Annotated in this window: 23 protein-coding genes; 21 read left to right on the top strand and 2 right to left on the bottom strand. The window is 30.8% G+C overall.

The annotated features are described in order from the left end of the window. The first annotated feature begins 12 nt into the window (after window positions 1–12). The 21 genes from CN946_RS02485 (at window position 13) to CN946_RS02385 (ending at window position 23,333) form a co-directional block, all read left to right on the top strand. Complete coding sequence (locus CN946_RS02485) at window positions 13–1,170, top strand: glycosyltransferase family 1 protein (RefSeq protein ID WP_098859761.1); 1,158 nt, start codon at window positions 13–15, stop codon at window positions 1,168–1,170. After that, window positions 1,139–2,320, top strand: a complete 1,182-nt coding sequence (locus tag CN946_RS02480; RefSeq protein WP_098859760.1) for a glycosyltransferase — start codon at window positions 1,139–1,141, stop codon at window positions 2,318–2,320. The genes CN946_RS02485 and CN946_RS02480 overlap by 32 nt, the downstream gene beginning before the upstream one ends. Before the next feature lie 50 nt (window positions 2,321–2,370). Further along, window positions 2,371–3,561: a glycosyltransferase gene (locus CN946_RS02475; RefSeq protein ID WP_098859759.1), complete on the top strand. Its 1,191-nt coding sequence runs from the start codon at window positions 2,371–2,373 to the stop codon at window positions 3,559–3,561. Window positions 3,562–3,584: 23 nt separating this feature from the next. Beyond that, window positions 3,585–4,775 carry a glycosyltransferase gene (locus tag CN946_RS02470; protein WP_098859758.1) on the top strand — a complete coding sequence of 397 codons (1,191 nt, stop codon included), beginning with the start codon at window positions 3,585–3,587 and terminating at the stop codon, window positions 4,773–4,775. A 67-nt stretch (window positions 4,776–4,842) separates the two neighbouring features. Further along, on the top strand, window positions 4,843–6,033 hold the full coding sequence (locus tag CN946_RS02465; RefSeq protein ID WP_286133792.1) for a glycosyltransferase: 1,191 nt from the start codon (window positions 4,843–4,845) through the stop codon (window positions 6,031–6,033). Window positions 6,034–6,048: 15 nt separating this feature from the next. Further along, window positions 6,049–7,089, top strand: coding sequence for a glycosyltransferase family 2 protein (locus CN946_RS02460; protein WP_098859757.1), 1,041 nt, complete (start codon window positions 6,049–6,051; stop codon window positions 7,087–7,089). After that, window positions 7,086–8,060 (top strand): glycosyltransferase family 2 protein, encoded by a 975-nt coding sequence (locus CN946_RS02455; RefSeq protein WP_098859756.1) that lies wholly within the window; start codon window positions 7,086–7,088, stop codon window positions 8,058–8,060. The genes CN946_RS02460 and CN946_RS02455 overlap by 4 nt, the downstream gene beginning before the upstream one ends. After that, on the top strand, window positions 8,057–8,965 hold the full coding sequence (locus CN946_RS02450) for an SP_1767 family glycosyltransferase (protein WP_098859755.1): 909 nt from the start codon (window positions 8,057–8,059) through the stop codon (window positions 8,963–8,965). Before CN946_RS02455 ends, CN946_RS02450 begins: the two co-directional genes overlap by 4 nt. A gap of 166 nt (window positions 8,966–9,131) precedes the next feature. Next, entirely contained in the window at window positions 9,132–10,916 is a 1,785-nt protein-coding gene (locus CN946_RS02445; RefSeq protein ID WP_098859754.1) for an ABC transporter ATP-binding protein, read from the top strand. A 45-nt stretch (window positions 10,917–10,961) separates the two neighbouring features. Beyond that, window positions 10,962–12,131, top strand: a complete 1,170-nt coding sequence (locus CN946_RS02440) for a polysaccharide deacetylase family protein (RefSeq protein WP_098859753.1) — start codon at window positions 10,962–10,964, stop codon at window positions 12,129–12,131. 32 nt (window positions 12,132–12,163) lie between these two features. Beyond that, window positions 12,164–13,054, top strand: a complete 891-nt coding sequence (locus tag CN946_RS02435) for a 6-hydroxymethylpterin diphosphokinase MptE-like protein (RefSeq protein ID WP_098859752.1) — start codon at window positions 12,164–12,166, stop codon at window positions 13,052–13,054. A gap of 200 nt (window positions 13,055–13,254) precedes the next feature. Then, the gene (locus CN946_RS02430) at window positions 13,255–14,439 is read left to right on the top strand and encodes a protein kinase family protein (RefSeq protein ID WP_098859751.1); all 1,185 of its coding nucleotides are present in this window, start codon (window positions 13,255–13,257) and stop codon (window positions 14,437–14,439) included. Window positions 14,440–14,519: 80 nt separating this feature from the next. After that, window positions 14,520–15,266, top strand: a complete 747-nt coding sequence (locus CN946_RS02425) for a 3-deoxy-manno-octulosonate cytidylyltransferase (protein ID WP_098859750.1) — start codon at window positions 14,520–14,522, stop codon at window positions 15,264–15,266. Continuing rightward, window positions 15,263–16,885, top strand: a complete 1,623-nt coding sequence (locus tag CN946_RS02420) for an aldolase catalytic domain-containing protein (protein WP_098859749.1) — start codon at window positions 15,263–15,265, stop codon at window positions 16,883–16,885. Before CN946_RS02425 ends, CN946_RS02420 begins: the two co-directional genes overlap by 4 nt. Window positions 16,886–16,897: 12 nt before the next feature. Continuing rightward, window positions 16,898–17,569 (top strand): HAD hydrolase-like protein, encoded by a 672-nt coding sequence (locus CN946_RS02415; RefSeq protein WP_098859748.1) that lies wholly within the window; start codon window positions 16,898–16,900, stop codon window positions 17,567–17,569. A gap of 53 nt (window positions 17,570–17,622) precedes the next feature. Next, window positions 17,623–18,624, top strand: a complete 1,002-nt coding sequence (locus tag CN946_RS02410; RefSeq protein ID WP_176547176.1) for a metallophosphoesterase — start codon at window positions 17,623–17,625, stop codon at window positions 18,622–18,624. A gap of 58 nt (window positions 18,625–18,682) precedes the next feature. Further along, a complete protein-coding gene (locus tag CN946_RS02405; RefSeq protein WP_098859940.1) occupies window positions 18,683–19,573 on the top strand; it encodes an LCP family glycopolymer transferase in 891 nt (296 codons plus the stop codon). Window positions 19,574–20,105: 532 nt separating this feature from the next. Continuing rightward, the gene (locus CN946_RS02400; RefSeq protein ID WP_098859746.1) at window positions 20,106–20,876 is read left to right on the top strand and encodes a hypothetical protein; all 771 of its coding nucleotides are present in this window, start codon (window positions 20,106–20,108) and stop codon (window positions 20,874–20,876) included. A 101-nt stretch (window positions 20,877–20,977) separates the two neighbouring features. Continuing rightward, on the top strand, window positions 20,978–21,553 hold the full coding sequence (locus tag CN946_RS02395) for a hypothetical protein (RefSeq protein WP_098859745.1): 576 nt from the start codon (window positions 20,978–20,980) through the stop codon (window positions 21,551–21,553). Beyond that, the gene (gene lepB, locus CN946_RS02390) at window positions 21,553–22,125 is read left to right on the top strand and encodes a signal peptidase I (RefSeq protein ID WP_098859744.1); all 573 of its coding nucleotides are present in this window, start codon (window positions 21,553–21,555) and stop codon (window positions 22,123–22,125) included. The genes CN946_RS02395 and lepB overlap by 1 nt, the downstream gene beginning before the upstream one ends. A gap of 26 nt (window positions 22,126–22,151) precedes the next feature. Further along, entirely contained in the window at window positions 22,152–23,333 is a 1,182-nt protein-coding gene (locus CN946_RS02385; protein WP_098859743.1) for a hypothetical protein, read from the top strand. Between the two features lie 97 nt (window positions 23,334–23,430). On the opposite strand, the gene CN946_RS02380 is transcribed toward CN946_RS02385, so the two are convergent. Both CN946_RS02380 and CN946_RS23275 read right to left on the bottom strand, forming a co-directional pair. Then, complete coding sequence (locus CN946_RS02380; protein WP_025671315.1) at window positions 23,431–23,751, bottom strand: helix-turn-helix domain-containing protein; 321 nt, start codon at window positions 23,749–23,751, stop codon at window positions 23,431–23,433. Between the two features lie 62 nt (window positions 23,752–23,813). Beyond that, window positions 23,814–23,951: an anti-repressor SinI family protein gene (locus CN946_RS23275; RefSeq protein WP_176547175.1), complete on the bottom strand. Its 138-nt coding sequence runs from the start codon at window positions 23,949–23,951 to the stop codon at window positions 23,814–23,816. Between the last annotated feature and the right edge of the window lie 16 nt (window positions 23,952–23,967).

The raw sequence follows: 23,967 nt of genomic DNA, 5'->3' as shown, positions 1-23,967 counted from the left end.
AGGGAGTTATGTATGGATAAAACAAAGCCCTTAAAGGTCCTTCATGTTGTTGGTGCAATGAATAGAGCAGGGACCGAAACATTGCTAATGAATATATATCGAAATATAGATCGGAACAAAATTCAATTTGATTTTATTTCTTATAGTCAAAAAGAAGCACACTATGATCAAGAAATAGAAAGATTAGGCGGACGCATTATAAGATTGGTAAAAACATACTCAGTAAAAGAAATTTATGCTGCGATTAAAAAGTACGGTCCGTATGATGTAGTTCACGCACATACTTTATTTAATTGTGGTATAGCCAATTTAGCGGCTCAATTAGCAGGTGTAAAGATTAGAATATCACATGCACATACAACCTTAGATACTAATCAATCTATAGTTAGAACAATCTATAAAGGAATAATGCGAAAGCTCATCAATGTAACTTCAACAAAATTATTGGCATGTAGTAATGGTGCGGGACAATATTTATTTGGAGAGAAAGAATTAGTAAAAACAAGATATTCCTATTATCCGAATGTAATAGATTATACAAAATTTCTAGAACCTCCATTAAAAGAAGTGAAGAAATTCAAAGAGGAAGCGGATTTAGAAAATAGTTTTGTAATTGGACATATCGGTAGGTTTATGGATGCAAAAAATCATTTGTTTTTAATTGAGATAATGAAGAACATTTTAAAAAAGGAAAAAAACATTACCTTGTTATTAGTTGGAGATGGGGAATTAAGAGTAAGTATTGAAGAAGAAGTTAAAAAGTTTGGAATCGATGAGAATATTAAATTTCTAGGTGTTAGGGAAGACATACCAACGCTATTACATAGTATGGATTTATTTGTTTTTCCATCTTTGTACGAGGGATTAGGACTTGTTCTTTTAGAGGCGCAAGCAAGTGGTATACCTTGTATTGTATCTGAAGCAATACAGCCTGAGGCAAACTTAAATATTGGACTGGTAAAACAGCTCATGTTAAGCGAAGGACCAGAAATTTGGGCACATACAATATTAATGAATTCTCGGAATAAAGAAGGAAATATTAACCGAATAATTAATGGATTCGAAACTGAGGGATATTCGGTTTCTAAAGGAATATCAAATTTATTGGCTATTTACCAATATTCGACAGGTGAGCTAAATGAAGAAAAATATATTAGTGGCATCCTTTGATCTAGAGATTGGAGGAGTTGAGAGAAGCCTCATCAGTATGTTAAATAACTTTGATTTTAAGAGTTACACAGTTGATTTAATGCTTTATAGTCATACAGGTGAATTTATGAAGCTTTTGCCGAATAAGGCAAATCTACTCGCAGAAAGTAAGGCATATAAGACATTTCGAATGCCAGTACTTGATGTAATAAAAAGTGGGCAAATAAGTCTTGCGCTTTCTAGACTGTTAGCAAAGTATTTGGCAAATAAAAGTCACTCTTCCGAAAATGGATATAAACAAATGCAATATATGTGGAAGTATTCAGTCCCTTTACTACCAAAGCAAAATAAGAAATATGATGTGGCAATTAGTTACTTATGGCCACACTATTTTGTCGCGGAGAAAGTAGATGCTGAGATCAAAATTGCATGGATTCATACAGATTTTTCAACAGTGGAAACAGACATTGCATTGGATGTAAAAATGTGGAGTAAGTTCAATTATATCGTAGCAGTCTCAGATGAATGCAAAAATGCATTCATAAGTAAATATTCAGCATTAGGGGACCGAGTCATCGTAATGGAAAACATTACAACTCCTGAATTGATTAACACATTAGCAAATGAAGAAGTCGATAATCCGATGGTGGAAGATGTTAGATTTAAAATTATAACTGTGGCCAGACTTTCATACGCAAAGGGGATTGATTCTTCGGTTAAAGCATTGAAAATGTTAAATGATCGAGGATACAAAAACATATGTTGGTATGTAGTTGGTTACGGGGGCGATGAACAACAAATTAAAGATTTAATAGAGGAAAATAATTTAACAGATCAGTTTATTCTTTTAGGAAAAAAAATAAATCCCTACCCATATATAAAAGAAGCTGATTTATACGTACAACCATCTAGGTATGAGGGAAAAGCAGTTACAGTGGTCGAAGCGCAAGTTCTTTCGAAGCCGGTTCTTATAACAAATTATCCAACAGCTAAAAGCCAAGTAAAAGATGGATTTGATGGTTCAATCTGTGAGCTCTCAGTTAAAGGTATTGCAGATGGCATTGAAAAACTTTACTTGGATTCCCAAATGAGAGAGCAATTAGTAAACAATTGTAAAGATACAGTTTTTAGTAATTTAAATGAACTAAACAAACTTTATAGCTTAATATAATTTGCAACAGCTTTTCTTAAATATAAACCTGTATAAAGGAGGTTTTTCTAGTGAAAAAAAATATACTCTTTGTTATTGATTCCTTACACATAGCAGGGGCGGAAAAAAGTTTAACAACACTATTGAATTTATTAAATCTAGAAGAATACTCCGTTGATCTAATGTTATTCGCACACGGTGGTGAATTCGAGAAGCTGGTTCCTAAGGATGTAAATATTTTACCCCCCCTTAAATACACAAAATTTACTGAGCTAAGTATGACTGACTCAGTTATCTACTCATTTAAGAAATTTAAATTTGATATGCTATTTTCAAGGCTAAATTATTCCTTTGAAATAAGGCGAAAAAATTATAGTATAGCGGAAGAAGCAAGAATATTTTGGGAAAGTGTTTCCAATGTGATCGAGAAAAATGAAAAAGTATACGATATTGCAATAAGCTATGCACAAGGTATTCCTACTTTTTATGTCGCTGATAAAGTTATAGCTAAGGAAAAATATGCATGGGTAAACGTAAGCTATCATTTAACTGATCATGAAAGGAATTATCAAGTACCATTTTATGATCACTATAAAAAAATTGTAGCTGTATCAAATTCTACACGTGAAATCTTCTTAGAGACCTTTCCTAGTTATTCCAACAAAGTGGAGGTTATTTTTGATATAAATAATCCAGAATTTATCAACCAAATGGCATTAAATGGAGATAGTTATCAGGATAATTATAATGGCATCAAAATTTTAACCATTGGAAGGTTAGCCCATCAAAAAGGTTATGATCTAGCTTTAGAAGCATGCAAAAAGCTGAAAGAACATGGCATTGACTTTAGATGGTATGTCTTAGGAATGGGCCCGTTACAACGAGATATTGAAAAGTATATTGAAGATCATCAGTTACATACAAACTTTATATTATTAGGAGTAAAATCAAACCCTTACCCATATATAAAAGATGCTGATCTTTATGTTCAAACATCGAAGTTTGAAGGATTTGGTCTTGCAATTGCTGAAGCTCGAATGCTAAATATTCCTGTAGTTACAACAAGGTTTGACGCGGTTTATAGTCAAATGATTGATGGGAAAAATGGTTTAGTTGTAGATATGACGGCTGAAGGTGTAACAAAAGGAATATTGAAATTAATCATGGATAATGAACTCAAAGAGAATATAGTAAAATTCTTACGAGTTGAGAAAAAAGGCAATGTCGAAGAACTAGAAAAATTTTATGAGTTAATAGGTTAATGTAAGAAGAGAGAGTGAAGCCTATGAAAATAAAGATATTATTTATGATAATTAATATGAATATTGGTGGAACTGAAAAAGCACTACTAAATATGTTATCTGAGATGCATGAGGATAAATACGAAATAACTGTACTTATGTTAGAAGAGTTTGGTGGTTTTTTAAATGAATTACCAAGTAATATTCGAATTGAATATGTAAAAGATTACGACAAAATAAAAGCTTTACTAAATAATCCACCATTATTGGAAGCAATGGAAATATTAAAAGATGCTAAACCGATTCGCGCTATTAATTTAATTTTTCATCACTTACTTTCAAAGATTAGGAAAGATCGAAGTTCATACTTTAAATATGTATTAAAGGATTATCGCAAATTTGAAAAAGAATATGATATAGCGGTGGCTTATGCAGGTCCAATGGATCTAATAAGCTATTTTGTTATGCACAAAATAAACGCCAAAAAGAAAGTTCAGTGGATTCATTTTGATGTAACTAAAATTTCCTTTAATAACAAGTTTGCTATTAATCTGTATAAAAAGTTTGATCAAATTTTCGTTGTATCAAATGAAGGAAAAGAAAAACTTATAGAGAAGTTATCTGGAATAAAAAACAAAATAAATACATTCGGAAATATTATTTCTTCAAGTTTAATCGAAAAGATGGCGGAAAGAGAGCCAGGATTTGATGAAGATTTTAAAGGAATAAAAATTCTAACGGTTGGAAGACTTTCAATTGAAAAGGGCCAGGATTTGGCAATCAAAGTATTATCGAAACTAAAGCAAGCTGGATACAATGTTAAATGGTATTGCATTGGAGATGGAGAAGGTAAGGCAGAGTATCTCAAATTAATAAATGCGTACAATGTTTCGGAAGACTTTATTTTATTAGGTACGAAAACAAATCCATATCCTTATATGAAGCAATGCGATCTATATGTTCAGCCATCACGACACGAAGGATATTGCATTACTCTTTCTGAGGCAAGATGCTTTAATAATCCAATCGTAACAACAAATTTTACCGGTGCAAACGAACAACTCACAAATCGGGAAACAGGCTTAATTGTTAATTTTGATGAAGAGGAAATGTATAAGGCAGTTAAGGAATTACTAGATAATGAGATTTTAAGAAATGAAATAAAAATAAATTTACAAAAAGAATCTGTAGATACTACAAAGGAAATAGAGAAATTGAATTTACTCTATGTATAAAAAATTTACCTCATTAGTCATCTAGATCGATATTCTGGTTTTTTAATACTCATTTTTGGGGTGAAATATGAAGAAAAAAATTTTATTTATGCTTAGTAGTATGAATATAGGCGGTGTGGAGAAATCTTTTCTATCATTATTATCAGTAATTCCAAAAGATAAATATGATATAACGCTCCTACTTTTAGAGAAAAAAGGCGGATTTTTCGGTAATATCCCAGATTGGGTTAAAGTAGTAGAAGCTACATGGTTTGCTACAATTAAAGATATTATATTACAACCTCCACACAAAACTTTGAAAGATTACTTTGATAATAAGCAATACGTAAAAATGCTATCTTTTTTGAGTAAATACTTAATTTCCAAAAAAACTGCAGATCGAAATATTTATTATCATCATATTTTTAAGGATGTTCCAAAAGATTTTACTTTGTATGATGTAGCTATCGCATATCAAGGTCCTACTGACATCATTGATTATTATATCGCCAACAGAGTAACTGCTAAAAAAAAGGTGTCATGGGTTCACTTCGATGTTTCAAAACATCTAATAAATACGAAATTATATAAAAATCTTCATAAAAAGTTCGATAAGATCTTTGTCGTTTCAGAGGAAGCAAAGAAAAGGCTAATTGAAAAATTACCACAAGATGTAAAGAAAACAGAAGTATTTAAAAATATACTTTCTTCAAGTGTAATTAATAATATGTCTTTAGCAAAGGTTGACTTTGATAATAGTTTCATAGGAATGAAAATTTTGACGGTTGGAAGACTCTCGATGGAAAAGGGTCAAGATATGGCTATAAAAGTATTATCAAAATTAATTGAAAATGGATATAACGTGAGATGGTATTGCATTGGCGAAGGTGAGGATCGCAAGGAATACGAGGCGTTAATTCATAAACTTGGTTTAGAATCCAATTTTATCTTGTTAGGTGCAAAACAAAATCCATATCCGTATGTAGCAAATGCCGATCTTTATGTACAAACTTCTAGACATGAAGGTTTCTGTCTTACTTTAGCTGAAGCTAGGTGTTTGCATAAACCAATCGTTACTACAAATTTTACAGGGGCGTATGAGCAAATTACTGATAATTATGATGGGTTAATTGTAAAATTTGACCAAGATGAGTTATATGAAAAAATAACATATTTAATTAACAACCCTGGAAAAAGCGAGGAATTATCTAGAAATCTATTAAACGAAATTGTAGATACTACTTCTGAAATAGATAAGTTATATCAATATATTGGATAAGATGGAGTGAAATGAATGAATCCAAAAATCAGTATTATTGTTCCTGTATATAATGTAGAACCCTATCTTTATAAGTGTATAAATTCACTATTGGATCAGACGTTTGCTGATTTCGAATTAATTCTAGTTAACGATGGATCACCAGATAAAAGTGGAGAAATTTGTGATCATTATGCCTCTAAAGATAATAGAATTAAAGTAATTCATAAAGAAAATGGTGGGCAGGCTAGCGCAAGAAATATGGGATTGGATATAGCAAAGGGAGATTATATAGGATTTGTTGATAGTGATGATTATGTCGAAAGTGATATGTTTGAATTGTTATTTCAAAATGCAATGAAATACGGAGCGGATGTTGTTGAATGCGGCATGAAAATTGTAAATGGAAACAAGGTAGAAGAAATTCAAAATAATAACCAAGTTGAAATTGGTGATAATATATTCGCTCTAAAAGGACTATTAAACAATGGTTACAGGAATTCAGTTTGTAATAAGTTATATAAAAAAGAAATTTTTGATGATCTTAGATTTCCAAATAAGCTATATGAAGATGGTTTTTTAGCATTTAAAATATATTATTTGGTAAAGAAATACGTATTTATTGGTGTAAGTAAATATTATTACGTACAAAGAAACGAGAGTACAATGTCAAAGCAAGAAATATTCACTTTAAGGAACCTAGATGGCTTAGAGTGTGATGAAGAGAGATTTCATTTTATACGTGAACGGGTTAGTGAACAATCATTACTTACTTTATCAGAATCTTATTTTTTTACCCGTATTTTATTTTTTTATCAAAAACTACTTAACAATAAAGAAATTGATCCAAAAAAGAAATATAGAAATGAATTAAAAAATAAAATACTAAAAAGTTACCGAGAATTTTTAGTAAATCCAAATCTAAAGAAATTTTATCCTATAGTAAAGACTTCGAAGTTAAATATTAACAAGTTTAACTTTATATTTACGAATTATATGTGGGGATTAAATTACCTTTTAAGAACATACTCTAATATTCGTAAAGTAATAATAATGGAAAGGGTAGTGAACAAATGAATCCCAAAATAAGTATTATTGTTCCTGTGTATAAAGTAGAGCCATATATACATAAATGTGTGGATTCAATCTTAGCTCAAACGCTAACTGACTTTGAACTTATCCTTGTCGATGATGGATCACCCGATCAATGCGGAATAATATGCGATGAGTATGCTAAAAAGGATAACCGAATAAAAGTAATTCATAAAAAAAATGGCGGGCAGGCAAGTGCTAGAAATGCTGCTTTAAACATAGCTAAAGGCGATTATATAGGGTTTGTAGATAGTGATGACTGGATTGAACCGGATATGTATGAACTACTTTATAATATCTGTATTGTGAATGACTGTGATATTGCAAACTGTACGAGTATCGTTCATTATAACGACAAAACAATCGTAAATGGATCAGAGCCATTAACGATACATAATAGAAGTCAGGCAATGAAGGCATTATTTGAAGGTGCATTATATGATGAAGTTGTTTGGTCGAAATTAATAAAAAGAAAGCTTTTGGAAAATCTTAGATTTCCAGAAGGGATTATGTATGAGGATACAGCATTTACTTATAAAGTAATTAATGAGAGTGAAAAAGTATGCTATATTGGTGAACCAAAATATCATTATATTAAGCGCGAAAATAGCACAATGGATCTGGCAGTAAAAAATAAAAGTATTGATGCAGTACTGATTTACGACGAAATCTATAGTTATGTAAGTCGATATTATCCAGAACTAAAACCAATCATAACACTAAAACTGGCTAATAATGCAATGGCCGTTTTAAACACCATTTCACTAGATCCAAATCATATTTTATATCAAAAAGAATATAAAAAAGTAACCGAGATTTTAAACAATTACTTCACTGAAACAATCAGACTAAAAGAGTATGTTACAAATGTAAAAATATTATTATTTGCAACACGTATTCACCCAATTTTGTATAAGTTAATTATTAATTTCCTTTCAAGGAGAAAAAATGGATGAGCATATACCGAAGAATGTATGTGTTAGGTTCAAAAATAAAAATAAGAAGTATTGAACAGATTACCACCCTATTTAATGGAATGGTTTTTTTATTTTCTAGCCAACCTTCTGTAAAAACAACTGATGAAAGTTTAAACCTAATTGTTCAAAATAAATGTTCTATAAGTAGGTATGGCGATGGTGAGTTCAATTTAATGAACGGAAAAAGCTTAAGGTTTCAGCCGTATTCAGAGGAGTTAAGCTTAAGATTAAGGGAAATTATCAAAAGTAATCAAGAAAATCACGAAGTCTTTATTCCAAATGTTTTTAAAAATGTTGACTGGTGTACAGACAGATCAAGAAATTATTGGATAAGTTACTTAAATTTAAATCGATATAAGATTTATAAACTACTACAAAAGAACAAGGTCTATTATGATTCATTAGTCACTCGCCTTTATATAGACTATAAGGATAAAAGTCAGGCTGAGTTCAGATTTAAGACCTTTAAAAAACTGTGGGATCAAAAAGAAGTCATTATTATCGAAGGAGAGCAAAGTAGACTAGGGATTGGAAATAATTTGTTCGATAATATCAAATCTATAAAAAGAATTTTATGTCCAGCTATTGACGCATTTGCAAAGTATGATCAAATATTTGAAGAAGTAATAAAAAATGATAAGTCAAAACTAGTGTTAATTGCGCTTGGGCCTACAGCTACGGTATTAGCTTATGACTTAGCTAATTATGGCTATCATGCAATTGATATTGGTCATATTGATATTGAATATGAATGGTTTTTAAATAAAGCTGTAGAAAAAGAAGCAATTAAAAATAAATATGTAGGTGAAGTTCCAGATGGTACTGATGTTCACGGAATTAACGACATTAAGTATGAAGAGGAAATCATTTCTAGAATATCGTAAATTCTAAAACAAGGGATATTGAATGGCCTTTGAGGTTTCTATAATTGTTTCTATATATAAAGTAGAAAAGTATCTAATAAATATAAGATTTATAACAAGGGAAAGACTTAGTAATCCTTTCTAAGTATTAGGGATTACTTATTTTATTTTTAAAGGGTGATATAATTTGAAGTCTTCGTTAAGTAAATTACTAATGCTTTTTAACAAAAAGGAAAAGAAGAAACTAATAATTTTATTTATCATGATGATAGTAGCAGCGGTATTTGAAACAATTGGAATTGGAGCAATTTTCCCTTTTGTAGGGATTTTAACTGATCCAAAGGTAATTAAAGAACAAGCTATTTTATCGTTTTTATATAATTTTTTTCATTTCAATTCAATTAATGGATTTATCGTATTTGCAGGCATAGCATTGCTTTCAATCTTTTTTATTAAAAACATATATCTATTATTTTTTAACTATATACAAGTACGTGTCATTCTAAATCAACAAGTAAGACTATCTAGAAGCCTGTTTAAGGAGTATTTAACGAAACCTTATGTATTTCATTTACAAAGAAATACATCAGAATTACTCCGAAACATAAATTCAGAAATCACAAAACTTTTCCAAGGAATTATCATATCGGGTTTTCAACTATTAACAGAAATTCTAGTAACATCATTTATTTTAGCTTTGTTAATTTTTACGGCTCCTTTAGCAACTATTATTGCTTCAACACTACTAGGTGGAAGTGTATTTATCTTTTTTAGATTTTTTCGTAAAAAGATTAGCCACCTAGGTACGGAACAACAAATAGTAAACGCTGCAATGATTAAGTGGGTAAACCAAGGGTTAGGTGCAAGTAAAGAAGTAAAAGTTTCAGGAAAAGAAGATTTCTTTGTTAATGCCTTTACTGCTCAAAGTCAAATAGGCGCAAGAAATAGTCGACAATTAGGAATGTTAAATCAAGTGCCGAGATACTTTATCGAAACGATTATGGTAACAATCGTACTGATTACGATGTTAATCATCGTTTTTAAAGGTAGTAATACTACAAGTTTAGTTTCAACAATGGCACTCTTTGCTATGGCAGCATTTCGTTTAATGCCTTCAATTACTCGTATTGTAGGATTTATAACTGCAATTCGATACTCTCAACCTGCTTTATCAACTATTTATGACGATTTGTTTTTAAATAAAGATCAACATTTAAGCAGTGACCATCCGGTTCTTGAGGATCCTTCAAAAATACTTGACCAAAATGAAAGAGTTTTTACAGATTCTATTATATTGAAGGATATTTCTTTTAAATATCCTAATCAGAAAGACTTTTCAGTTAGAGATGTATCTTTAAAGATTCCTATCGGTCAATCTGTTGCATTTATTGGTGAATCTGGTGCTGGAAAAACAACTTTAGTTGATATCATTCTTGGGTTATTTCACCCTGAAAACGGAGAAATCTTAATTGATGGAAAAAACTTAAATGATCAAAGAGCAACATGGAAGCAAAAAATTGGTTATATTCCACAATCGATTTTTTTATCTGATGATACAATTCGCGGAAATATTGCATTTGGTTTAGATGAGAACCAAATAGATGATTATGCTGTATGGAGAGCACTAGAGCAGGCACAATTAAAAGAATTTGTTGAATCACTTCCTGATCAATTAAACACAACTGTAGGTGAAAGAGGAGTAAGACTTTCGGGCGGACAACGTCAACGTATTGGAATTGCAAGGGCACTATACCACAATCCAGAAATAATTTTTATGGATGAAGCAACATCTGCATTGGATAATGAAACAGAAAAAGAAATTATGAAAGCGATTGATGGCTTAAAGGGAGAAAAAACGTTAATTATTATTGCGCATCGTCTGAGTACAATTGAGAACTGTGATATTGTTTTCAAATTGAATAAAGGTAGATTAGTGACAGTTGACCATAAATTAAAGCACTCAGTTATTTAATAGTGGTAAATATCTAATTTAAACTATTCTTAAAGGAGGTACGTAATGTTTAGGAGAGGATTAGAAAAAATAAAAAATAAAGCAGCCCAAACTTGGTACTGGCATGGATTTTATGGGAATTTAATTAGGGAGATGGAAAGGAAAGTAAAACCAAAAAATGGTGAAAATGAAGTTTCTTTCATAAATAGACCTGGCATTGCATTTTCATTTGATGACAGTTTTAGAGTTGAGCAATGGTATAAATATGGAATGGATTTATTTGGGTATTACGATGTTAAAGTAACATTTAATATTAACGCCTTTCACCATTTTGAAGGTGAAAGGGAACATAATCAAAAGGAAATAGATCTGTTACTAGAATTACAAGCAAATGGTCATGAACTTGCTCACCATAGCTTAACGCACCAAAATGCTAAAACATATATTGAGGAACATGGTTTAACAAAATGGATTGAAGATGAAATAGAATCATTATTTAAATGGGTGGAGAAACAAACTCATTCTAAAACAAAAGAAAAGTTTAAATTGCCTGTGACTTATTCATTTCCATTTGCAGCATATAATGATGAAATGATAAACGAGATCGTTCCAAAGTATTTTAAAGTTGTGAGGGGACATTCGGCTGCTGATCATTTAACTCCTTTCAATCATTCTGGATTTGCACCTGCAATTTGTATAGATAGTATATTTTTAAAAAATAAAAAGTATATAAAAAGAATTTTGAGAGTTGTTAAGAAAACTGGGCTAAATTTAATTTTAATGTCGCATTCTATATTACCTGAAGATGTAAAGTGGGTAGATTTTGGTTGGGGAGAAGAATCGGAACTCGCTGGAACGTGGAGAACCTCCCCTAAAATGATCGAAGAAATTATTAAAGAAGCAAAATCATTAGGGTTGGAATTCTATACTACTGCTGAAATAGCTGGAATCGCCACATTTATAGATCGAAATTTAGAACGTTGTATTAGACAGCAGCTTCATAATCCAAATGTAAAATGGATAACGATTTCTGAATTGAGCTCGATAAAAGAATTAGATCTAAGCGGTCAAAATATTTCTAACCTAGATGGAGTACAATATCTATCTAATTTAGAGAAAATTAATCTATATGGTAATAATATATCGGATTATAGGTTGTTAGAAAGACTTAGTAAGTTAAAGGAAATAAAAATAAATAATGACCAAATCGAGGCTAAAACGGGGACTTTCTTTTAAAAAAATTGAAAAATAATAAGGGAATGGGAAATATGACAATAAGAAATATCTTAAAAGACATCCTAAAAAGTAATAAGGTTACATTGTACTTTTATGACTGTATTAGAAAAACAAGATATGATTTTATTCCTATCATTAGACCAGTCATTATACCAAATATTATATTCAACTTTAAAAAGTTTTTAAGAGTAACTCGTATTGACAGAAAAAGTCGTTTCGAAAAATTAAAAAGTATAAAAAATAAACATTTAGGTGAAAGATGTTTTATAGTCGCAACGGGACCAAGTCTGAAAGTTGAGGATTTGGAAAAACTTCGTAACGAAATAACATTTAGTATGAATTCAATTTGCCTCGCGTTTAACGAAACAGATTGGAGGCCAACCTATTACGGTATTCAAGATATTAGAAATTATTTTAAGTTCAAAGATGATATTAAAGAATTGGATTCTGAATGCAAATTTATTGGTGAATCTATTTTAAAACGTGATACTGTTTCAGAAGAATTTTACGTTTATCCAATGAACATGCTAAACCATAATTGGATGCATAAAAAATATAATACAAAATTTAGCGATGATGCATTTGCAGTTGTGTATGATGGATATACAATTACTTACTCGCTTATACAAATTGCAGTTTACATGGGATTTAAGGAGATCTATTTACTTGGAGCAGATAGTAATTATTCTAGTGATTTGAACCACCATTTTAAAAACTATAATTACTATGATTCTAATTATTCAGTTGCTGGATTAAAAATGATTGATGCGTACAAAGTGGCAAGGGAATATGCGGATAAGAAAAACATTAAAATCTTTAATGCTACTAGAGGAGGTATGCTAGAAATATTTGAAAGAGTCAATCTTGATAATGTTTTAGCAGACAATAATAAAGAAGAATCTTTAATTACTTTAACTAATTAAAATCCAAATTGACAGGTATTTAAAAAGATGATAATTTTTGTGTTAAGTAGTTCTTAATAAAGAAAATATGTTTTGTTAATTGCTAGACTACACCTCCTTATGTAATATTTTTTTTAGTCAATGTTCAATATAATGAACAGCTACTTTTAAACTTAAAAATTAAGGATCTTACATCAAAGGACAAAAAGAGGGAGCTTTAAATGGAGGAGTTTACTTATATTTATATAGATAACTTTCTATATAGTTCGCTTTACTTTAACTTAGAACAAAGTTTAATTGGCCTTATATTCTTCCTGTATTTTAAAGGGAAACCTTTTGGTTTTCTAGAAAGGGAAACTAAAATTGGCTTTATTAATTTTTTTATACCAATTGTTAGACTTATTCGAGTATTGGAATTTGCATACTTATATTATAAAAAAAGGAGAATTAATAAAGTAAAGCCTGGTACTTTTCCAACATTGTCGTCATCGCATTATGGAAATTGTTTAATTTTGGTGGGGCACGGTGAGCATAAAATTGTAAATCTTAGAGAGCAAAGTGTTACGACCATATTTCCTAACAATTTTTCAAGTAATGTAATGGAGGATAAAATTTATAAACTAATCGAAGCTCAAAATTGTAAATTATCACAAAGTTTACTAGATTGGAATATTAGTAATAGATTTATGAAAGAATCTTATATAAATTTAAAACCGGCTTTCTTTAGTCTTCAGAATGTTCATACAGAGGCTTTACCTATATTAAGAGATATTTTATTAAGTAAAAACTACCAAGTAATCTCATTGGGGCAACATCTCCAAAACATTACAAAGAGAATAGATGAATTGTTAAATCCTTTATTACAAAAAGATTTCACATTAATTAATAGTATAAAACCTATTTTTGAATTTATTTCAGATATAAATAAAGAATTGAAAAAAAATTGTTTAAAAACAGAAATTCTTTTAGGATTCACCCATGGGGATTTTTGGGAAGGAAATGTTCTTAAGAATAAAAAGATAACTAAGGTTATAGATTGGAATACTTTAGAAATTAGAAGTTCATTTTTTGATCTTTACTTTCTTATATTTGAAAAGTTTTCAAACGTAAGTGAAATAAAGTTGCACGAAACAAGTGGTGAATTTGAAAACGTATTTCACATTTTTATTCGGAATTACTTAGAAGACAATTTTATTAATTCAGAAATGGCAGCAATTCTTTTAAATCAGTCGGAAATATATAGATATATATTTTACTTAGAATTTATTCTTCGAAAGATAAAGGGAAATCTTAAAGGAGAACGAATATATTTTGAATATCTAGTAGAGCGAATTAAGTTTTTTCAAGCATATGAAAGTCAACTATACGAAAATAAATACAATAATTTTATAGTAGAAAAAATTTAGTAGAAATATTTTATGTGAACGTTCTTTAAAATGAACAAGGCCTTTTAATCTATAAGATGATATCAGGAGGAAGATAATTTATGAAAATCATTGGTGTTATTCCAGCTAGATATAACTCGTCAAGATTCCCAGGTAAGCCATTAGCAGATATTTGTGGAAAACCAATGATTTGGTGGGTTCACGAACGATTAAAAGGATTAGAGGGACTAAGTGAGGTATATGTAGCAACAGATGATATACGAATTAAAGAAGTTTGTGAAAGCTATGGAATAAAAACGATTATGACTTCTGAAAATCATAAAACACATCTAGATCGTCTATACGAAGTTTCTACATTAGTAGATGCTGATTTTTATATTAATGTAAACGGTGATGAACCTTTAATTGAAACTGAGGCGATTAGTAGAATTCTACCTAATGGGGTTGATTCGAAGTCATTATATGTATCAAATTTAATGACAGAATTAAAGAATCCTTTAGAGGCTGTGGACTTCTCTAAAATAAAAATTGCAACAGATGTTTTTGGATATGGATTATATTTAGCTAGAAGTCCAATTCCTTATCCAAAAGGGACATACGATTTCTATTATAAAAAGTTTGTTGGAGTACAATGTTTTACAAAAAGTGCATTGGAGTTCTGTTATTCAGCACCACGAGGCCCTTTGGAAGCAGCCGAAGACATTGATGAGTTTAGATTTATTGAGAATGGTCAAAAGATAAAATTTGTGGAAGCAAATGTGACGACTCTTTCCGTAGATACTCCAAAAGATTTAGATAAAGTAAGAGATATCATCAAAAGTCGTTTAGAAAGTGTGGTATTTGAGTGAACAATATAAAGCTACTCGATTGTACTTTACGCGATGGTGGATACATCAACGATTGGAATTTTGGTAAGAGGACAGTTAAAAAAGTAATTGAAAAGTTGACGCAATCTAATATAGACATTATCGAATGTGGATTTCTTAGAGATGTGGATTATGATAATGATACTACAATTTTCAATGATATTGAAAAAATAAAAGAACTGATTCAGCCAAAAAATAAAGATACTATTTACGTAGCTATGATTGATCAACCATTCATCTCAATCGATAAAATAAAAGTATATGATGGTACTTCAATTGATGGAATTCGATTAACATTCCATGATAATGAAAAAGAAATTGCTGAAGCATTAGAATATGGAAAAATGTTAATTGAAAAAGGGTATAAAGTGTTTATTCAACCAGTTGGTACTACTAGTTATACTGATGCAAATCTGTTAGCTTTGATTGAAAAAGTTAATGAGTTAAAACCATATGCATTTTACTTAGTAGATACACTTGGAATCATGTACAAAAATAATTTACTAAGAATGTACCACCTACTAGATCATAATCTTGATAAAACAATTAATATCGGATTCCATTCTCATAATAATTTACAATTATCTTTTTCAAATGCCCAAGAATTACTAACAATGCACACTAAAAGAAATATAATAATAGATTCTTCGGTATTTGGTATGGGAAGAGGAGCTGGAAATTTATGCACGGAGCTAATTTCCGAGTACATTAATGAAAATATTGAGGAAAAATATAATATAGTACCGTTATTGGAAATTGTAGATGAACATTTGAGTAGATTTTTTAATGAGCCTAAATGGGGTTATTCAGTTCCCTATTTCATAGCGGCAATCAATAATTGTCACCCTAACTATGCATCATATCTAATGAATAAACAGACGATTTCTGTTAAGTCAATCAATACAATATTGAGGCAAATCCCGAACAAAAAACGTGATCTCTATGATGAAAATTATATTGAAGATTTATACATAAGTCATCAAATGCAATTGGTAGACGATACAGAAAGTTTGAAGAGATTAAGGAAGCTAATTGGCAATAAAAAAGTACTTATCTTAGCACCAGGTAAATCAATCGAAAAAGAATTAGAGAATATTAAAACGTTTATAAACGAAGAGGATCCATTTATTATTAGCGTAAATTTTTTACCAAGTACTTTTAACTGTAATGCCATTTTTATTAGCAATAGTAAGAGATTTAAGAGTATGGAAGATGTGATAAAAGATTTATCATTTACAACAACCTTAATAACAACATCTAACATTACAAACATAAAAGTCGATTCATCAATAGTCGTTAATTATTCGGATTTACTGCTAGAAAACTCCTTAATTTCAGATAACGCAGGATTAATGGCTATTAATCTATTAAATCGTTTATTTATTGATCATGTTTATCTTGCGGGATTTGATGGATTCAGTTTAAACAAGGCTAAAAACTACTATTCAACAGAATTAATTAATCATATTGAAATGGTTGAGCTAGTTAAGAAGAATGAAGAAATAAAAAATTACTTAGCCAATATAGAAAATCATATGGGAATTCACTATGTAACGTCTACGATTTATAAAGATGTTCATTTGTATAGTAAGACATATTAAAGCGGAGGGCATATGAAATATTCTACAATCATTTTTGACTTAGATGGAACATTATTAGATACAGCGGAAGGAATCATGATTGGTGCGAATCATACTGCAATTCTAATGGGGGCACCCGAATTAACAGTTCAACAGCAGAGACGATTTATTGGTCCACCACCTGTCGAATCATTTATGCGAGAGTGCGGTTTTAATGAAGAGAAGGCAAGAGAAGCTGTGAAAATATATAGAAGTAGATACAAAGAAAAGGGTAAATTTGAAGCTAAGCAATATAGCTATATTAAAGAGTTACTATTTTCATTAAAAGAGAAAAAATGTACTACGGCAGTTGCAACACTAAAGAGGGATGATTTAGCAAAAGAAATTTTGGAAAATTTCGAATTAAGAAAGCACTTTGATGTTATTTTCGGAGTAGATGATGCCGATACGCTTAGTAAATCAGATTTAATTTTAATGTGTTTAGAAGAGATAGGTCAAAATGATTTATCAAAAGTAGTATTGATCGGTGATAGCATGCATGATGCAATCGGTGCAGAGAAAGTGGGAATTGATTTTATTGCCGTGACTTATGGTTACGGGTTTGAAAGTAAAGTTGATGCAAGTAAATGTAAGTATGTTTATGTAACTGAAAGCGTTGAGGAGCTCTTTGATTTTTTGGAATTAAAGCAGACGATCAAGTATTAATTTGAACGGGTTATCAATACTTTGTATAAAAAGTGGATAATGGAGCGGTTACTTTGAAAAATAAACTAGCAAAAGTAGTTGCCGGGTTAATCATATTATTTATCTGTGCTCTAGTAATTTATATAATTTGGGATAATAACCGAATTACAATAGCAAAACAAGATGTTTTAGTAGACCACTTACCAAAAGAATTTGAGGGATATAAAATTCTTCAAATTACAGACTTGCATAGTAAAGAGTTTGGTAAAAATCAAAGTCGCTTGTTAAAATCCATTAATTCCACCGATTATGATGCCATTGTTTTTACTGGGGATATGATTCTTAAAAGCAAAAGTACGAATATTAAGCCTTTTTATCAATTATTAGAAGGAATACAAAACAAAGAGAATGCCATTTATATACCTGGAAATGAAGATCCAGAGGCATATTATGTAAATTCAAAAGGTGTATTAGTAAAAAGTAAGTTCATAAAAGGAATTGAAAAACGTGGTGTCAAATTCTTGGAATCTGTTTATTCAGTCAAAAAAAACAATTCCACAATTAACTTCGTTGACTTTGAAACGTCGATCCTGAACGTTACTCAAAATGAAAAACAAACAAATGGAATCTTTTTACCTGAATATGTACAAACCAAGCAGTATATTAAGTACCGTAAATCATTAATTAAAGAGATGTCTAGTATTAATCATTTAAAAAAGAATGATGTCTTAATTGCGCTTAATCACTATCCCATAGTTGACATGAGAATTGATAGTCTTTTAAATGATTCTAGTCTGAAGTTTAGAGATCGGAAATACGATTTAATAATTGCTGGACATTATCATGGAGGACAAATTCGCTTACCTTTTATAGGAGCACCATTCGTTCCAGAGGGATGGTATAAGTGGGGTGGTCTGTTTCCTCCACAAAACCGCGTTAAAGGTCTTTGGGAGTACAAACATACTAAACAATATGTGAGTACAGGTCTTGGAAGTAGCAATTTTATTCGGTTCCTAAAGTTTCGTTTATTTAACTCACCTGAAATTAATGTTTTAACATTAAAACAAAAAAAATAGTCTAACTACATTTTAATTTTTACTAAAAGGAGCAATATCCGTGAGCTGGAAAAAAATAATGTTGCGCATTGGAATTGTTTTGACCGTACTGGTAGTTATAGCTGGGGCTACTGGATTTTATATTTATCATGAAGTAACGAAAACGACAAGCGTTATCTATCACCCAATTGAAAAGACGGAGAAAAGGGACGAACCCATCAGCGTTAAGGAAAAAAATCCATTCTCAGTTTTACTCCTAGGAGTAGACAAACGTCCAGGTGACCAAGGGCGCTCTGATTCGCTAATGGTCATAACCGTAAATCCTACAAAACATACGACGAAAATTATTAGTATTCCACGCGATACTCGTACTGAAATAGTAGGGAAAAATCGTACTGATAAGATTAATCATGCATTTGCATTCGGTGGTATACAGATGAGTGTAAACACCGTAGAGAAATTTTTAAACATACCTATTGATTACTATTTAGAGGTCAATATGGAGGGATTTAAGGGCATTGTAGATGCAATTGGTGGAGTAGAGGTTATGAATACTCTAGACTTCACAAATGATGGTTATCACTTTAAAAAGGGTTTATTGACTTTAAATGGAGAAAAGGCATTAAGTTTCTCACGAATGCGTTATGAGGATCCACAAGGAGATTTTGGACGAGAAGCTAGACAACGTCAAATTATTCAGGAAGTAATTAACAAAGGAACAAAAGTTAAAAATTTAGTTAGTTATAAGGATATATTAAATTTGATTAGTAAAAACCTTGAAACTAATTTAACCTTAGATGAAATGTTCGATATTCAGAAAAGCTACCGCGGTGCCACGGCCAGTATTGAACAACAGCAACTAGAGGGAAGTGGGAAAATGATTAAGGGAATCTACTATTATTTAGTACCGGAAGAAAATCGTTTAGCACTTTCAAATGAACTACGCGATCAGTTAGGATTAACACAATAGCGTGAATAGAAAAAAACCCGATCTGTAATATAGTTTGTCTATATTACGGATCGGTTTTTTTTGCTTTGATCTATCTAGTGATTAAATCTTTAATCTGAACGAAAAGACTACACCTCCCATTTATCCTCTGTGGTTTCTACAAATTTCTACATATTGATATTCGCTCGCAAATCTTTGAGTTACTAAAGACCTAGTACTTAATCCTGTTTTTTCCTTTAAAATATGAAAAAAAATAGAGAATGAACAGTATTTACGTTTAATTAATTTTGTATTTTATATGTAAAAGGTACTAATTAATAGAGTAATAGTTAGTAAAGTTCTGTTTTGACAACAGAAAATAACAAATAAATACAGTTTTCATCAAAAAGCGATTTAAAAAAACAATATTCACGTCGTTTTTTGTCAAAATAACACTTTTCATAAAGGTTCAACTCAATTGTTAGATTATTTAGTCTTTTGTATAGTTAAATTGTATACGTTCTCACGGGAGAACAGAATACAAAATATATACAATTTAGGGAGAGAGAAAGAAATGAAAAAGGTTAAGAGTAAAGTTGTAATAGGTATTGTATCTGCTGGTTTAGTTATTTCTGGAGGGATTGCATTCGCAAGTACTGATGCAGGGGAGTTATTAACAAACTGGGCTAATTCAAAAACTTCTGATGCGAAAACAGAGCTTTCTTCATCATACAAACCAAAATATGATTCTTCAGTTGCAGATATGAAAACTAACGTAAATAATTACAAAGTTGATGCTGCAAACACGATCGAATCAGTAGGAGATGCTCAAACAAAATTGGCAAATCAACAAATTAGTGCGGCATTAAATGAGCATATTGCTGCAATTTCTGAAGCTATGGCAGTTTTAAACATGAGCATACCTGCTGATTTTGCTAACTATGTTTCAACAACAAATGGTCAAACAACTTCTGATTTAAATGCGTTAGCAGATACATTAAATAGTAGCTTTAATGCACAGCTTTCAGCTGTTGCTAAAAGTGCGGATTCAAAACTTCAGTCTAATTTAAATTCTTCTCGTACAACAGCTGTGAACACTTTAACACAAAAAATTCAAGATGCTAAAGCTGAAATTACTACACTAATTAATACTCAAGCATCTGATTCTGAAAAAGCTGTTTTAGAGCACTTATCTTCAGAAATTGACCGTATTGAAGCTTCATTAAAAACTGAAATTGACACGCAAAAAGAAGCAGCATTTAAAACTTTAGAAGATACACAATCAAAAACTACTAATGATGCGATTAAAGATATGCAAGATTTAGTTGACGCGATTAATAAATAAGAAATAACTTAGATAATTTCCATTAATAACAGTAAACATGACTTTTAAATTCATAAAATTAAAGAGTTTGTTTTTTTCATGTAGTCATTAGGAGGTAAATTATGCAGAATCGTACTGAAAAAACAGAAAAACAAACATTGGTCTCCAAAAAATTTAAAAAGCTTTTAATTGGATCTGTTACGTTAAGTGGTGGTTTGCTAATCGCAACGACGTTTTCATTTGCCGATACAAATTTACCTGCAGCAATGACTGCATGGACAAGCCAACAAACTAAGCAAGCAAGTGATTATATTATTGGAATGACCGAAGCAGAGTCTACTAAGCAAAAAGCACGCTTAATTCAAGAGGTGCAAGAAAAAGCTAAGGAATCTGCTGATGAAATACAAAAATATTCGACACAAAAAAGCTTAGAATCACAAGCAGAGCTTCAAAAATATGGAGATCAATTGATTAAACAAATTGATAGTAAGAACGAAAAAGATGTACAAGAAGCAAAAGAGAGAATTGATAAAATTATACAAAACGCTCAGGAGCAAGCAAAAGAAGAAATTAAACAGCAGGTTCCTAAGGTGAACTCAAATAATGGGAATAATTCCGATGAAACATCTAACTCGAAAAATGATGATTCACAACATACAAACAGCCAAGATCAGTCTAGTGAGGAAGGTCAACAGTAATGAATGCTTCAAAAATTGAAGAACAAAAAGCGATGGAAGATAAAAACGTACAAACTTTTAGTCAGTCATTAGTTGAATGGATGAAGTTCTTTCTAATTTTAGGTGTTCTTTTAGTTATTTTACTAAACACAGTTGGACTTACAAAAGTTAGCGGATTTTCAATGTACCCTACTTTAAACGATGGGGATGTAGTCTTTGTGAATAAATTAGCTCGTTTTACTCATGATCCTGAACTTGGAGATGTTGCGATTATGAAATTAAGAGCTGAAGGATTTGATGTTGTAAAACGAATAATTGGAGTTCCTGGGGACACAGTTTTTATAAAAAATGGAATTATTTATGTGAATAACCAACCGGTTCCAGAAATCTCTACAAATGGGACTTCTGAAGATATGGAAAAAATAACGGTTCCTAAAAACAAGGTATTTGTTGTTGGTGATAATCGAGAGCCGGGAATAAGCTTCGATAGTCGAAGTAAAGAATTTGGATTTATACCTATTAATGACATAAAAGGTTATGTACTAGTTTCAATCTTACCTATTCATAAAATAGCAAAACCACTTAAAGTGTAATCTGTCTAATGGAGGCACGAAAGAAAATGGAAAAAAAATCAATGAAAAAGAAAATTGCAGTTGGAATACTGGCAGCTGGAATCCTAACATCTTCTAGTTTGGCATTTGCATCTACTAATGCCGGGGAGTTATTTACAAATTATGCCGCTCAATTATTAAATGATGCGAAGTCAACTGTTAGTAACACATTAGGTTCAAAAACTTCAGATATGATTGGGGCATTAAAGAATAAATTAAATGCATATGCTTCTGATACAGAAAATGGCGTTAATAATAAACAAGGCGAGTTAGAACAAACAGGTGTTAATAAAATTAACGGTCAATCAGATGAGCATATTAACGCAATCAACAATGCTTTACCTGGAATTAATCAAAATACTACTGACCAATTTTCGCAGCTAGTAGCACAATTAAATGCTCAAACTACTGCTGGAGTTGAAGGTGAAGTTAACGGATTAAAACCTGACTTTAGTTCACAAGTTACAAATGGGCAACAAAAAATTACTGCTGAGCAAGCTAAGGCGCTTAATGATTTAGAAGACGCAATAAATGCGGCTAAAGTAACTTTAGGCCAATTAATTGATCTGCAAAAACAAACAGCTGATCAACAAGTAAAAACTTACTTACAAGATCAAATTGATAAAGTAACACAAATTATCAATGATGCAACAAGCGATTTAGAATTCAAAAAATCGAAAGCATTAGCTACTAAGGCAACAAATATTAAAAATGATACACTTAATGATTTAGATTCTTTAGCTAGTGGATTATATACTCCGCAAAATAGTTATCTAGCAGACTTTGAAAGTGCAAGTTCACCATTTACAATCGCTGGTGATTGGGAAAGAATTAATTCAAAAGTAGATGGGAAAGCTGACTATTATTTAATCAGCAATAACGTTTCTAATAATAGTTCTTCTACTGCTGAGGTAACAATTAATGTACCAGATAACGCATACAACGCATTCTTATCTTTTGATTATTTAGTTCTTTCGCAACTAAGTAAAGATATCTTAACGATTTCATTAGATGGCAATGTACTAGTTAGTGATTCAGGTATAGATAACCATTGGACAAATAAGAAGCTTACTATTCAACCAGGTAAACATGTGTTAAAACTTACGTATGCAAAAGATAAATCTGGCAGCTCTAGTAAAGATGCTGGTTATATCGATAACATTTCTCTAAAATATGATTTGCGTAAATAAATGATAAGAAGGGCACTCTTCGTTTGAAGAGCGCCCTTCTTATTTTCTTGGGAAAAAAAATCTTCAAATTAAAATGGTTACATTTTAATTCGAAGGTTTATTTGCCTTGCTTATACTTATTAAACTCAATAAATTTTAATAATTCATCTTTTGGTATACCTGAATTAATTGCTTCTTGAAGGATATCCATCCATTCAGAATCAATAATTTTTGTTGGATCAATATCATCTTTCAGGAGGCTTTCTGCCGTTGTATTGAAGACGCCAGCAATTTTTTCAAGTACTTGAATTGAAGGATTGCTTTGTAGATTTCGTTCAATCGAACTTATGTAGGATTTTGCGATACCAGCACGTTCTGCAAGCTCTGTAAGTGACATTCCATGTTGTAAACGTAGTTTTTTAATTCGTTCTCCAATCATATAAGCTACTCCATATCTTTTTGACTATTACAAAAAGTATATCATAGTAGGGAGTAGTTCTCCTAGTTTTGACATGAATCTTTAACGCAATTGTAAAGAAATGATCGCACTTCATCAGGACTTATGCCTACTTCAATGCATTCTAGTAGCAAGTCGATCCAGTTTAATTCTGCAGAATGTTTTTTCAATTCACTGTACATGGATAATGGCCTCCTA

The organism is Bacillus sp. AFS053548 (assembly GCF_002575105.1).
Taxonomy (GTDB): Bacteria; Bacillota; Bacilli; order Bacillales; family Bacillaceae_G; genus Gottfriedia.
The sequence above is the reverse complement of the archived record's forward strand: the minus strand, read 5'-3'. Positions and strand labels throughout refer to the sequence as shown.